This window comes from Ensifer sp. R1-3 (assembly GCF_056739175.1).
The window spans coordinates 2,032,985-2,045,946 of record NZ_CP096515.1 but is presented as its reverse complement, the minus strand read 5'-3'; the positions used below and the strand labels follow the sequence as shown (position 1 = coordinate 2,045,946).

13 protein-coding genes and 1 tRNA gene are annotated in these 12,962 nt (G+C 61.1%); 7 read left to right on the top strand and 7 right to left on the bottom strand.

The features are described from left to right. The first annotated feature begins 137 nt into the window (after positions 1 to 137). Positions 138 to 506 carry a DUF1236 domain-containing protein gene (locus M1D43_RS09880; protein ID WP_010968788.1) on the top strand — a complete coding sequence of 123 codons (369 nt, stop codon included), beginning with the start codon at positions 138 to 140 and terminating at the stop codon, positions 504 to 506. A 12-nt stretch (positions 507 to 518) separates the two neighbouring features. Here M1D43_RS09880 and M1D43_RS09875 read toward each other — a convergent pair whose 3' ends face one another. The 5 genes from M1D43_RS09875 to M1D43_RS09855 all read right to left on the bottom strand — a co-directional run bounded on the left by M1D43_RS09875 (position 519) and on the right by M1D43_RS09855 (position 4,184). Continuing rightward, complete coding sequence (locus M1D43_RS09875) at positions 519 to 701, bottom strand: hypothetical protein (protein WP_013844062.1); 183 nt, start codon at positions 699 to 701, stop codon at positions 519 to 521. 122 nt (positions 702 to 823) lie between these two features. Continuing rightward, entirely contained in the window at positions 824 to 2,026 is a 1,203-nt protein-coding gene (locus M1D43_RS09870; protein ID WP_153314404.1) for an MFS transporter, read from the bottom strand. 78 nt (positions 2,027 to 2,104) lie between these two features. Further along, the gene (chrA, locus tag M1D43_RS09865; RefSeq protein ID WP_010968790.1) at positions 2,105 to 3,547 is read right to left on the bottom strand and encodes a chromate efflux transporter; all 1,443 of its coding nucleotides are present in this window, start codon (positions 3,545 to 3,547) and stop codon (positions 2,105 to 2,107) included. Beyond that, positions 3,514 to 3,663 carry a hypothetical protein gene (locus M1D43_RS09860; protein ID WP_013844064.1) on the bottom strand — a complete coding sequence of 50 codons (150 nt, stop codon included), beginning with the start codon at positions 3,661 to 3,663 and terminating at the stop codon, positions 3,514 to 3,516. The genes chrA and M1D43_RS09860 overlap by 34 nt, the downstream gene beginning before the upstream one ends. A 254-nt stretch (positions 3,664 to 3,917) precedes the next feature. After that, positions 3,918 to 4,184 (bottom strand): hypothetical protein, encoded by a 267-nt coding sequence (locus M1D43_RS09855; RefSeq protein ID WP_010968791.1) that lies wholly within the window; start codon positions 4,182 to 4,184, stop codon positions 3,918 to 3,920. Between the two features lie 575 nt (positions 4,185 to 4,759). On the opposite strand from M1D43_RS09855, the gene M1D43_RS09850 reads away from it, so the two are divergent. From M1D43_RS09850 to M1D43_RS09840, 3 genes are all read left to right on the top strand, one after another. Beyond that, positions 4,760 to 6,127, top strand: coding sequence for an SNF2-related protein (locus tag M1D43_RS09850; protein WP_234889500.1), 1,368 nt, complete (start codon positions 4,760 to 4,762; stop codon positions 6,125 to 6,127). Positions 6,128 to 6,281: 154 nt separating this feature from the next. Further along, the gene (locus M1D43_RS09845; protein WP_318853729.1) at positions 6,282 to 7,706 is read left to right on the top strand and encodes a restriction endonuclease; all 1,425 of its coding nucleotides are present in this window, start codon (positions 6,282 to 6,284) and stop codon (positions 7,704 to 7,706) included. A 35-nt stretch (positions 7,707 to 7,741) separates the two neighbouring features. After that, positions 7,742 to 8,101, top strand: a complete 360-nt coding sequence (locus M1D43_RS09840; protein WP_153314409.1) for a restriction endonuclease — start codon at positions 7,742 to 7,744, stop codon at positions 8,099 to 8,101. A 187-nt stretch (positions 8,102 to 8,288) separates the two neighbouring features. On the opposite strand, the gene M1D43_RS09835 is transcribed toward M1D43_RS09840, so the two are convergent. Continuing rightward, positions 8,289 to 8,362, bottom strand: a tRNA-Gln gene (locus M1D43_RS09835). A 313-nt stretch (positions 8,363 to 8,675) separates the two neighbouring features. On the opposite strand from M1D43_RS09835, the gene M1D43_RS09830 reads away from it, so the two are divergent. The 3 genes from M1D43_RS09830 to M1D43_RS09820 are packed head-to-tail and all read left to right on the top strand — an operon-like array spanning position 8,676 to position 11,390. Beyond that, positions 8,676 to 10,268 (top strand): Ppx/GppA phosphatase family protein, encoded by a 1,593-nt coding sequence (locus tag M1D43_RS09830; protein WP_318853715.1) that lies wholly within the window; start codon positions 8,676 to 8,678, stop codon positions 10,266 to 10,268. After that, positions 10,265 to 11,002: an RlmE family RNA methyltransferase gene (locus M1D43_RS09825; RefSeq protein ID WP_100669377.1), complete on the top strand. Its 738-nt coding sequence runs from the start codon at positions 10,265 to 10,267 to the stop codon at positions 11,000 to 11,002. The genes M1D43_RS09830 and M1D43_RS09825 overlap by 4 nt, the downstream gene beginning before the upstream one ends. A 4-nt stretch (positions 11,003 to 11,006) precedes the next feature. Continuing rightward, entirely contained in the window at positions 11,007 to 11,390 is a 384-nt protein-coding gene (locus M1D43_RS09820; protein WP_153314413.1) for a VOC family protein, read from the top strand. A 78-nt stretch (positions 11,391 to 11,468) separates the two neighbouring features. Here the strand turns inward: M1D43_RS09820 and M1D43_RS09815 are convergent, their stop codons facing one another. Further along, a complete protein-coding gene (locus M1D43_RS09815; RefSeq protein ID WP_003527196.1) occupies positions 11,469 to 12,881 on the bottom strand; it encodes a DHA2 family efflux MFS transporter permease subunit in 1,413 nt (470 codons plus the stop codon). Between the last annotated feature and the right edge of the window lie 81 nt (positions 12,882 to 12,962).

Genomic DNA, 12,962 nt, shown 5'->3' with positions numbered 1-12,962 from the left:
CGAGGAGCAGCGTGCAACGGTCCTAGGACCTTTAACCTTCCCGTGTAGGACCAAGGTCTGATGCCGCAGGCACGCCGGAACAAAGCTCTCGGCAGGCGATTCTTCATGAGAAGGGATTCGTAGCTGGAGTAGCTCTCATGACAATTGTCCTCGTCAAGAGCTCCGTTGCATTGGGTGTTGCGGTTTTCTTGACCGCGGCTCCTGCCCAAGCGCAAAGCACAAACGAAATCAGCGCTGCCGATACGACCGTGGCGGCTGTCGCAGGGCCCGTTGAGGGTGCGGCGATCGATCCGCCGCCGCCAGGCGTGACGGAATACGTCGAACTGCAGCCGTTTCCGCAACGGCCGCTTGTGCTGCAGGAACAGATATCCGTCGGCAAACCGGTGCCTGAAACAGTCTTTCTCAATACGGTTCCAGCCGACAGGCGCTATGGTTTTGCGGTGGTCAACGAGAAGCGCGTCATCGCGGATGTGAAGAGCCGCACCGTCGTGCAGGTGGTCAAATAGGCGCGGCGAGCGCTACAACGCCCCGCCGGTGACCGGGTTCACCTCGGGTTTCTCACTTGTGTCCTTTGCCCCTGGAGGCTGGACCGCTGGTGGTGCGATCGACTCCTCGTCCCGGTGCTTCTTTCGGTTTGCCGGCTGACGGACGTCGGCTGGTTCCGACTGTTCCGGAGTGGCATTGGTATCCTTGGTACTCATCGTCTTCTCCTTTCGGCAGAAGGAGAACGGGTCAGCCGCGGCGTGGTTCCTGGTGCGGAGCGCCTCACCGGAAGATAGCCACGCGAGCGGCTCACGTCTGTTCTCCCAAGGAGGCGGTCGGCTCAGTATTCCTCAGGTGGCTTGTGGTGTCGGAACTGCAGCAAGAGCAGGACGTCGTAGGTGATCTTCAGCGCGGCGCAGATTAGGAACGGCCAAGCACGAAACGAAGCAGCGAAGAGAGCGCCTGCCAGTGCAGGGCTGACCGCTGCGGCGAGACTGCGCGGCACCGAGGTGAAGCTTGCGGCCGCGGCGCGTTCCGCCTCGGTCACGACCGCCATCACATAGGATGAACGCGTCGGAACATCCATTTGCGAGAGTGCCGCACGTATCAATAGCAAGGCAAGCGCCAGCGGCAAGGTAGGCGCGAATGCTGCCAGCATCAGGGCGATGCTCGATGGGATGTGAGTGAACACCATCGTGTTGATGAGGCCAACCCGCTTCGATAACCATGCGGCGACAGGAAAAGAGAAGGCCGACAGCACGCCCGACCAGAAGAAAAACACCCCGGCTTCCGCGAGCGACAAATTGAATTGCTCGAACAGCCACAGGGCGAGCAACGACTGCACCACGAACCCGCCAGCGAATGCATCGAGGCTGAACAGGGCTGCGAGCTTGAATACGATAGCGCGCGAAGGGCCAAGTGCTGCTTTCGCAGGCTCGCCGCGGGTGATGCGCGGAGGCATGCGGGCATAAAGTACTGCGCCAGCCAGACCTAAAAGCGCGTAGACAACGAACATCAGCTTGATGGCGGTCAGTTGCCCGAACCCGAAGGTCGTCATGAAATCCGGTAGAGCTGCCGCGAGCGCCCCGACGGCGCTTGCGAGCGCTCCGGCGAGGCTGTAGCGAGCGAACATGCGCGTCCGCTCGGCACTCGCCACTTCGCGGGTAAGCACCGCATGCTCCAGTGGGACGAAGACGCTCACGCTGCCTGCCGATGGATTGATCGTACCTGCAAAGGCGACCACCAGCAGGAGCGCGTAATCATTGACGATAGACATGGCGACACCGGAGGCGACCATCAGGCCGGCGGCGGCCAGGAGCAAGCCGCGGAGATCACGGCGCGCACCGAGGAATCCGATCGCGATCGTCAAGAGTGCGGAGCCGGAGAGCGATGCGGTCGCGATGACGCCGACCTGCAGCGGCGAAAATCCCAAAGCAAGCAGATAGACCGGCAACAGAATGGCGACGAACCCGTCGCCAAAATCGCGTAAGGCGCGCGCCGCAAAAAGATAGGTGGCCGGATGAATGCTTTGCACCGCCTTCATACCTTCGCTCGGAGCGCCCCCTCCCTCGAGCCCTGCGCGCTTCTCAATCGAAGCGCTGCCGGATCGCGTTTTCGGGAGCTAGATCCACCCCATGAACAATCCATAGACGAGGCCGATGAGGGAGCAGCCGGCCAAGACTGTCAGCATGCCGATTTTGAACCGGAACACCGCGACAATCGCGCCGACGGTCAGGATGAGAGAGGCAAGGTTCACAGAACTCAGAACCGGCACATCGACCGTCATGCCGAATCCGCGCGCTTCATAGAGTTCGCGAAAGAGCACGTGCAACGCGAACCAGACTGCCAGATTGAGGATGACCCCGACGACCGCCGCGGTGATCGCCGCCAGCGCGGCGGACAGAGCCCTGTTGTTGCGCATCGTTTCCATGAACGGCGCGCCGAGGAAAATCCAGAGAAAGCAGGGCACGAAAGTCACCCAGGTCGTGAGCAGCGCGCCGAGCGTGCCGGCGAGCAATGGATGAAGCAGACCGGGGTCGCGGTAGGCGCCCATGAAGCCCACGAACTGAGTGACCATGATCAGCGGGCCAGGCGTCGTCTCAGCCATGCCGAGACCGTCGAGCATCTCGCCGGGTTTCAGCCAATGATAGTGCTCGACGGCTTGTTGAGCGACATAGGAGAGAACCGCATAGGCGCCGCCAAAGGTAACCATCGCCATCTTCGAAAAGAAGATCGAGATGTCGGTGAAGACATTGCCTGGGCCAAGCAACGCGACAAGTGCCAGCACCGGAGCGAACCACAAAAAGAGAGCGACACCGGCAACCTTGAGCGACCAGCTGATTGGGGGTCGTGCATGGGCCGGAACCTCTTCGCCAAGCGCGGTCTCGATATCAGCGACTTGCCTGCTGCCAACTTTTCCGTGTCCGTTCCCCGCCTGAAAGGCAGCCCAGCCGGCTCGACCGCCGACAAAGCCGATGAGACCCGCAGTGAGGACGACCAGTGGGAAGGGAGCGCGGAACAGGAAGAGCGCGATGAATGCCCCGGCGGCAAGGGCTATCATGGCACGGTTCCTGAGCGCCCGGCGGCCGATACGAAGAACCGCTTCGAGCACGATCGCCAGAACCGCGGCCTTCAATCCAAAGAACAGCGCCTGAACGGCGCCGACATTTCCGAAGATGGCGTAGATCCAGCTCAGCACCATGATGGCAACGGCGCCGGGGAGCACGAACAGGGCTCCGGCGACCAGACCGCCCTTGGTCTTGTGCATGAGCCAGCCGATATAGATTGCAAGCTGCTGCGCTTCCGGCCCCGGCAGCAGGGTGCAATAGTTCAGCGCATGTAGAAACCGGGTCTCGCCAATCCAGCGTTTCTCCTCGACAATGATGCGGTGCATCATCGCGATCTGTCCGGCTGGGCCACCAAAGCTCAAAGCCGCCACGCGTGCCCAGACCCGGAGCGCCTCGCCAAAGGAAATACCATGGCTCAAAGCCTGACCTTGAGCCGATGCGGTGGTGTTCTGTGCAGTTTCGGTCAATTCCACGCTCCCTTCTTCGGCGACGGCCATGTGTGTATCTCATCAGTCGCGTCACGGCACCAGCGCACGGCGATGAGGACCGGGCAGTTCGGGGTGCCTATGAAGCGGGCAAGCTTTTCGGGGGAAATTTCGAGAAGTGAAGACATGGCGCGTCCTCCGCCTGGCGGTTTATCGGACGCGATGCTTCGGCTGTCGCCTCGTGGGGTGATCGCAACCCCATGGAACGTGTTTTCTGGCCTTTGGCTGTCGTTGTCAAGCGATGGTCAATGGTCCGGATGTTTCGGGCTCCGCGCGCGATGATCTCTGCCATGGACCAGATGCGTCGACTGATAAGCGGCACCGACCGGCCGCCGGCGAGCGCCGCCGGCGCCCGACCGGAGGATAGCCACGCGAGCTGCGTTCAGTACCGGTAATATCCATAGGCAGGCCGCGGCCCGCGCTTGCACTTGATCTCTTCCTTGTACTCGTCCTCGTCCCATTTCCGCTCGATCTTGCAGCGACCGCGGCGATACTCTTCCTTGTATGCTCTTCGTTCATAGCGTGGCTCGTCATGATACCCACGCCAGCGCCCGTGACCGCTTTCGTCTTTCCAGGGGTCGGCCAGCGCGTTGCCGGCGCACAGGGTGAGAGCCACGCCGGCCGCCGCTGCGATGGTCAAAAGCTTCATGGTCGGGCTCCTTCGTCGTATTCTCGTAATGCCGGATCAACGCATCTCTGAGCGCTTAGTTTCGAAGATCGGCCCTGAACGCCGGATGAATGGCAGGCAACGACGATGCTGCGAGGAGAGGTATGGCGGGGCGCTCGACAAGCCCGCCGGTCAAGAGCGGCGGGCCTGTGTTCGCTGAAGAGCGTGGCGCTATACGGATGGTTTAGCCGTGCTCGTGTGTTTCCGCCTTTTTGGTTTGGCCGCCTTATCGGGAGCACGCTTTTCCAGCGGGACCAGTTCGATATGCGCAGGGTTGGGATAATGGTCCAACGCCGCTCCAGTCGCTGCGTCCACACCCATTCCGATGACGCCGCCAATCAAAACATTGCCAGCAAAACCGGCAGCACCCGCGCCGACTACTTTTGTCTTGATCTCGATGGACCCCTTTTTGTAACCATCTTTCTCAGCATATGCGGTGAACTCCGTGCGACGGTTGACTGGCGAAGGGAAGAATCGGTGCGATCTCGAGGAGTGTTTTTCATGCGTCAGAGCAGTGCCGTTTCTGCAAGTTCCACTTTCAGGTTTGACGGCGCCGTATGAAAATCATCGACAACACTTCCCAACTCTTAGGCGATGATCTGAAGGAAACGTTGAGCCGCGGCTCTCGCGTGAAGATCGCAGCGTCGTGCTTCTCGATCTATGCGTATGAAGCCTTGAAGTCTGAGCTGTCCAAGATCGAAAGCCTACAATTCATTTTCACGGCTCCGACATTCGTGCCGACGGAAGCGACCGACAAACTGCGCAAAGAAAAACGCGAGTTCTTCATCCCAAAGGCGGGGCGGGAAAGCAGCCTTTATGGCAGCGAATTCGAGATCAAGCTTCGGAACAAGCTCACTCAACGCGCCGTGGCTCGGGAGTGTGCAGCGTGGATCCGCAAGAAAGTTCGGTTCAAGTCTAACGGTACTCAGGCCGCAATGCAGCCATTCGCTCATGTGGAGACCATTGGCGCCGCCGTTGCTTACATGCCAATCAGCGGTTTCACAGCCGTTGATCTCGGTTACCAGAAGGGCAACGCGGTCTCAAACTTCGTGACCCGGATGGATGAGCCGGCGCATACCAGCGTGTATCTCCAGCTTTTCAACCAGATCTGGAACGACGCGGACAAGCTCCGGGATGTGACTGACGCGGTCTGCGACCACATTGAGTCCGTCTACCAGGAGAACGCCCCTGAGCGGGTCTACTTCCTGATGCTGTACAACATCTTTCGGGAATTCCTGGAGGATATCGATGAGGACGTTCTGCCGAATGATCTGACCGGCTATCGAGACAGCATCGTCTGGAACAAGCTGTTCAACTACCAGCGCGACGCCGCAACGGGGATCATCAACAAGCTTGAAACCTACAACGGCTGCATCTTGGCTGACTCGGTCGGCCTAGGGAAAACCTTCACTGCGCTTGCTGTGGTCAAATACTACGAGCTCCGCAACAAGTCCGTGCTGGTTCTTTGTCCGAAGAAGCTGGCGGACAACTGGCGGAACTACAACAGCAATCTCACCACGAACATCTTTGCCAAAGACCGCTTCAACTATGACGTCCTCTGCCACACGGATCTGTCGCGCACGTCCGGTGAATCCTTCGGCATTCCGCTGAACCGGGTGAACTGGGGCAACTATGACCTCGTGGTGATCGATGAGTCCCATAACTTCCGGAATAACGATGTCTACAAGGACCGCGAGACTCGATACCAGAAGCTGATGAACAAGGTCATCCGCGCCGGGGTGAAAACCAAGGTGCTGATGCTGTCCGCGACGCCGGTGAACAACCGCTTCAATGATCTGCGGAATCAGCTCGCCCTCGCTTACGAGGGGCAGTCGGATAGCCGGTATCGATCCCGCGAAGACCCACAACGGCTATTTCTCGATCGACAAGAAAACGAACCGCCTCAAAGACCCCGATGTCGCTAGAACAGGCGACAACAGGGGTCAGTCGGAAGATCCGGACGCATATGACCTCATCCTGAAAGACAAGGAGAGATTGCTATCGCTTGCGGAGCCGACCCGCTTCATCTTCTCCCACTCGGCGCTGCGTGAAGGCTGGGACAATCCGAACGTCTTCGTGATGTGCATGTTGAAGCACAGTGAAAACCAGATCTCACGCCGCCAGGAAGTCGGTCGTGGTCTGCGTTTGAGCGTGGACCAGAACGGCGACCGCATGGATAATCCAGTCACGGTCCACGACATTAACGTGCTGACGGTTGTTGCCAGCGAGAGCTACAAGAATTTTGTGGATGCGCTTCAGAAGGAAATGGTCGAAGCACTGACAGCCCGACCGCGCCAGGCGAACGAAGAATATTTCAAGGGCAAGCTCATAGAGGCGGAGAGCGCGTCGATCGAGGTGTCGTCCGACATGGCAGCGGGGATCGAGTTCTATCTTGTTCAAAACGAATATGTCGACAGGCAGAAGAACATCACGGAGAAGTATCAGAGCGCCCGTGAAAACGGGACGCTGGCTGAACTGCCGGAAGATTTGAAGCCCTACACCGACCAGATCGTGGGGCTGATTGACGGCGTCTTCAACGAACGGCAGTTGCCAAAGATGCAGGACGACCGCCGCTCTAGGCGCAACCCGCTTAACGACAACTTCCACCGGAAAGAATTTCAGGAGCTCTGGGGCCGGATCAACCAAAAGGCCGTATACAGAGTCGAATTTGAACCAGCAGAACTGATCGGCAAGTGCATCAGCGCGCTAGACAGCCATCTTCGGGTGACCCCGCTCCGATATACCGTTACCGCCGGCATTCAACGCGATGGCTTGACCTATGATGCCGTTGGGGATGGCAAAAGCTTCCGTGAAAACGAGCAAGCGAGCTATCAAGCTGAGACGGTCACCTCACTTGTAAAGTACGATTTACTGGCAAAGCTTGCAGAAGCAACGCAACTCACCCGCCAGACCATGGCGGAGATTCTGACCGGGATACAACCGAGTGTATTTGCACAGTTCAAGGAAAACCCGGAGCACTTTATCAGCGATGCCTCCCGCCTAATCATTGAGCAGAAGGCAACGATGGTCATCGAGCGCTTGACCTACGATGCTGTTGCCGAGCGCTATGAGACCGATATCTTCACGGCCAGCCAAATCGTTCAGGACTTCTCCAGAGCGAGCGAGAAATTGAAGAAGCATGTCTACGACTATGCGCTTCTCGATTCTGATACCGAGCGCAAGTTCGTCGAGCAGTTGGACATCAGCAACGAGATCGTCGTCTACGCCAAGCTTCCGAAAGGCTTCGCGATACCGACACCAGTGGGGGACTACAATCCGGATTGGGCCATCTCATTCAAAGAAAGTTCGGTCCGGCATATCTATTTCGTCGCCGAGACCAAGGGCACCTTGTCCTCACTGAAGCTGCGCGAATTTGAGAGCACGAAGATTGAGTGTGCCCGGAGATTCTTCGAGAGAATCGGAAGCTCTGTGACGAACGACCACGTCAAGTATGATGTTGTAACCGATTACTCGCGGCTCATGGATGTAGTGAGGAGCGCGTGACGTCCGACCCTCAACCTTGTCGAGGAGCATACTCGATGATTCCGGACTACCAGAGCCTTATGCTCCCCGTGTTGCGTCTCGCCGCCGAGGGAGAGACCCGCGTTGCCGAGGTCGCGGAGCGGGTCGCTGACGATCTCGACAACCCGGTTGGTCGCCCGGACGTGAACGGCTTCGTCGGAAGTCTCGTCGGCCTCGGCGCCACCAAGGGCGTCTTCGTCACCACCTCCACCTTCAGCCAACCGGCGCGCGACTACGTCAAGCATCTGGCCCAACGGGTGATCCTCATCGATGGCCAGGAATTGGCCGACCTGATGATCGAGCACGGCGTCTGCGTTCGCAGCTATCGCACCGTCGAGTTCAAGCGGCTGGATGAGGACTTTTTCGGCGAGGAGTAGATATCTGTACGGAGAGCGGAAATCATTTCCGCTTCCTCACCCCTTGAACACCTGCTCGCGATGATACTGCAGAAACTGCGAATGAGGCCGATCGTCCGCGCGGGCTGGCACGAAGAGGTCGCCAATGACGCTAAAATGGGATCCGGCACGACTGGAAATCAAGGAATCAAGGGCGTTTAGGGAGAGTTGGCTGGGGAACCTGGATTCGAACCAGGACTAACGGAGTCAGAGTCCGCTGGTCTACCGTTAACCTATTCCCCAAGGCCCGCAGGCGGTGTACCGCCGCGTCGGTGTGGCGGGCTTATAAACAAAAGAACGCCCGATGCAAATACCTTTTGCCAAAAAAATGCGGCCGGGCTGTGTCCTTTTAGGTTTGGGTTGAGCTCGAAAGTCCATCGATCCTTGATCGATGTCCGGCAACCGAAGGGGGAGGGCGGTCGGGGTCGCCCGCTCCGCTATGGTTTCAAAAAAAGTTTGGCGAAAAGAAGCGGCGCTGGTACAGTCGCGCCAACGCAAAATCGAGAGAGCGCCTTGAGCGGCCGTCAGGCTTCGCGCGGCGCCATGGTTGAGACAAGTGAAAGACCCCGATCACGGCGAGAAGCCGTCTGAATCCGGGGCGTCGGCAGCAGGCCGCAGCGAGGCGCGCACAGGCGCGCCGCGGGGCGGCAAGGGCAAACGGAGGCGGCGTAAGCTGTCCGGTTCCCCGTCTGCAATTGCCAGCGGATCCGGCCCGTCCGGAGAAGCAGGGCGTCCCGCAGCACTGAACGAGGCGGAGCCGTCGCGCAAGCGCAAACGGCGCCGGCGTTCGAAATCAGCAAGACCGCAAGATCAGTCCGTTGCCTCCGGTGCAAGCGCGCCGGCTTTGGATGCGGCGCTCAGCGACAAGAAGGGCGGCCAAAAGCGCAACAGGAAGGCGCGCCATCGGCGCGGCCTTCAGGGGCGGCCGCTGGCTTCCGCGGACAACCCGACGACAAGCCTGCGGCCGGGCGAGCGGCCCGGCGATACTGCGCGGCCTCGGAACGGCGATGCCGCCGCGCAACAGCAGGCGCGTCCGGAGAGGCTCGGTGCGCCGTTCGTCGCGCCGGGCGAGCCGCCGGCACCGCTTTATGCGGCACTCGACCTCGGCACCAACAATTGCCGGCTGCTCGTCGCGCAGCCGACCCGGCCGGGCCAGTTCCGTGTGGTCGATGCGTTTTCGCGAATCGTCCGCTTGGGCGAGGGGCTCGGCGCCAGCGGGCGGCTTTCGGACGACGCGATGGAGCGCTCGGTCGAAGCGCTCAAGGTCTGTGCCGCCAAGCTCGGTGCCCGGTCGATCCGCCGTCGCCGGCTGATTGCGACCGAGGCTGCGCGTGCGGCTGCCAACGGCGAAGCCTTCATGAAGCGCGTCGCCGAGGAAACCGGTCTAGAACTCGAGATCATCGATCGCGAGACGGAGGCACGGCTTGCCGTGTCCGGCTGCTCGTCGCTCGTCGACCGCGAAACCAGGTCCGTCGTGCTCTTCGATATCGGCGGCGGATCGTCGGAAATCGCCGTCATCCGGATAGGCGAAAATCGCTCGAGCCGGCTTGCCAATCACATTACCCACTGGACTTCTCTGCCCGTGGGCGTCGTCACCCTTTCCGAGCGCCACGGCGGCGAGCATGTGACGCCCCAGAGTTTCGAGGTGATGGTGCGCGAGGTCGAGGCCATGCTCGCCGGCTTCGAGAGCCCCTCGGTCGACGCGCTGGCAAGCGGCTCCTACGGCGACGGCTTCCATCTGATCGGAACGTCGGGAACCGTGACGACGCTCGCCGGCGTGCATCTCGACCTGCCGCGTTACGACCGCCGCCGCGTGGACGGGCTCTGGCTTTCCGATGACGAGGTCTCGGCCATGCAGGCACGCCTGCTCTCCTGGGATTTCGCCGCACGTGCCGCCAATCCCTGCATCGGCCCGGACCGGGCCGATCTGGTGCTTGCCGGCTGCGCGATTCTCGAGGCGATCCGCCGCCGCTGGCCGTCGAGCCGCATGCGCGTCGCCGATCGCGGGCTTCGCGAAGGGCTGCTGACCGATATGATGGCGGATGACGGGGCCTGGCGCCGGGGGCGTCCGCGCCGTCATCAGCGCAGCTTCGGTTCTGCGCAGGCGGGCGAGGAACGGGTGAAGCGCCACGAAGGAACCGAGGCATGACGAAATCCCCGATCGGCGGCAATCGCAGCGGCCGCAAGCTCGGACAGAAGGTCAAGAAGGGCAAGCTCAAGGCGTCTTCGCGCCGCTGGATCGAGCGCCACATCAACGACCCCTATGTTCAGCGGGCGCAGCTCGAAGGCTACCGCGCAAGAGCGGCGTTCAAGCTCCTCGAGATCGACGAGAAGCACAAGATTCTTGCCGGCGCCAAGCGCATCATCGATCTGGGCGCGGCACCCGGTAGCTGGTCGCAGATCGCCGCCAAGGTGACGAACTCCACCGATGCCGATCCGCGGGTCGCGGCGATCGACTTCCTCGAAATGGATCCGATCCCGGGCGTCCGCTTCCTGCAGATGGATTTCCTCGATCCCGAGGCGCCGGAAAAGCTGAAACAGGCGATCGGCGGAGCTCCTGATATCGTCCTGTCCGATATGGCGGCGCCGACCACGGGCCATCGCCAGACCGACCATATCAGAACCATGCATCTCTGCGAGGTGGCGGCGCATTTCGCCGTCGAGGTACTCGCGGAGGGCGGACATTTTCTGGCGAAGACCTTCCAGGGCGGCACCGAGCGCGACCTCCTGAACATGCTGAAGCAGAATTTCCGCCAGGTCGTCCATGTGAAGCCGGCATCGTCGCGTGCCGAATCGGTCGAGATGTTCCTGCTCGCCAAGGGTTTCAAGGGTCGCCATGCGCTTGAGAGCGACGAGCCGGCAGAGGGTGCCGCGGAAGAATAGAGCCATGCTGCTATATGTGACCCTCGGCTCCAATGACCTCGAAAGGGCGGGCGCTTTCTACGATCGGGCGCTTGCGCCCCTTGGCCTCAGGCGCCGCAAGGAGGATGAGGTGGAGATCGGTTACGGGGCGGAGGGTGACGTCCGCTGCCGGCTTTGGGTGGTGACGCCGTTCAATCGCGAGGCCGCGACGATCGGCAACGGCTCGATGGTGGCGCTCGAAGCGGAAAGCCGCGCGGCGGTGGACGCCTTCCATGCCGCGGCGCTCGCCGGCGGCGGCACCGATGAGGGCGCGCCGGGGCTGCGCCCGTTCCATGCCAATTTTTATGCGGCTTACGTCCGTGACCCGGACGGCAACAAGCTTTCGGCGGTCTGCGAGCGGCCGGAATAGGAGTTGTGCGGCTTGCTTGAAAGGGCAGGGGGCGGAGCGCCCCCCTGACAGTGCTGCCCAATCAGACCCTGCGGCAGATTATTTGCCGGCAGCCGTCGTTTCCACTTCCCGTACTGCCAGCCGATGCCCCGAAACCGAGGCGCCGGCATTCTTCGCCATGGCGATGAAGGGGATCGCCGCCAGAAGATTGGCGATGGCAATGATCATGAAGGCGACGTGAAAGTCTGCAAGCTCAAGCGGCTTGCCGCTGAGCGCCGTCTCGAATTCGAGAATGGCGCCTGCGACTGCGACCCCCAATGCGAGACTGATCTGCTGCAGTACGGCGCTCATCGACGTCGCCTTGCTGGCGTCGGCATCGTCGATATCGGCGAAAGAGAGTGCGTTGACGCCGGTGAAGAAGAAGGACCGGGCGAAGCCGGCGATCAGCAGGACGGAGATCAACAGGAGATAGGGCGTCGCCGGCGTGAAGAAGCCGTTGGCGAAAGTCGTGACGGCCGCGATCACGGCGGCGATGAGCAGCGTCGTGCGGAAGCCGGCGAAAGCGAACACGCGGCGCGCGAGGAACTTCGTGGTGATGGCGCCGACGGCGCCGACGAAGGTGATGAGGCCCGATTGGAACGGGCTGAGACCAAAGCCCACCTGCAGCATCAGCGGCATCAGGAAAGGCACAGCGCCGACGGATATGCGGAAGATCGTGCCGCCGATCGACGCGGCGCGGAAGGCGCCGTCGCGGAAGAGCTTGAGATCGAGCACGGGCGCCGGATGCCGGCGCGCATGGAAGATATAGAGGAGCGAGGCGGCGACGCCGGCCGACACGGAAGCGATACCGATCGCCGGCGGCAGGGCCGGCAGGCTGATGACCGAGAGCCCGAAGACCACGCCGGCGGCGGCAATGCCCCCGAGCAGGAAACCGATGATATCAACCGGGGGCGGATTTCGCCGCTCCATCTCGGGCAGGTAGATGCCGGAAAGAAAATAGCCGACAATGCCGACCGGCACGTTGATCAGGAAGATCCAGTGCCAGGAGAAATAGGTCGTTATGAAGCCGCCGAGCGGCGGGCCCGCGAGCGGTCCGACCAGTGCGGGGATCGTCAGCAAAGCCATTGCCGAGACAAGCTCGCTTCGTGGCGCACTGCGGACAAGGACGAGCCGCGCGACCGGCGTCATCATGGCACCGCCCATGCCCTGCAGGAAGCGCGCAACGACAAAGGCGAAGAGGCTATCCGCCACCGCGCAAAAGACGGAGCCCGCGATGAAGACGAGGATCGCCGCGCGGAAGATGCGCTTGGCGCCGAACCGGTCCGCCATCCAGCCGCTCAGGGGAATGAAGATCGCCAGCGCCACCATATAGGAGGTCAGCGCGAGCTTCAGCGTGATCGGCCCGACGCCCATGTCGCGCGCGATTGCCGGCAGCGATGTCGAAATAACGGTTGAATCCATCTGCTCCATGAAGAGAGCGACGGCGAGGATCAACGGGACGATGCGGTTCATGAAAGGCGCCTTGGGGCTGTCACTGCGGGCGTTAGCCGCATTGGTTCTTAATTCGAAATCGATTTGAGGACAAAATCATCA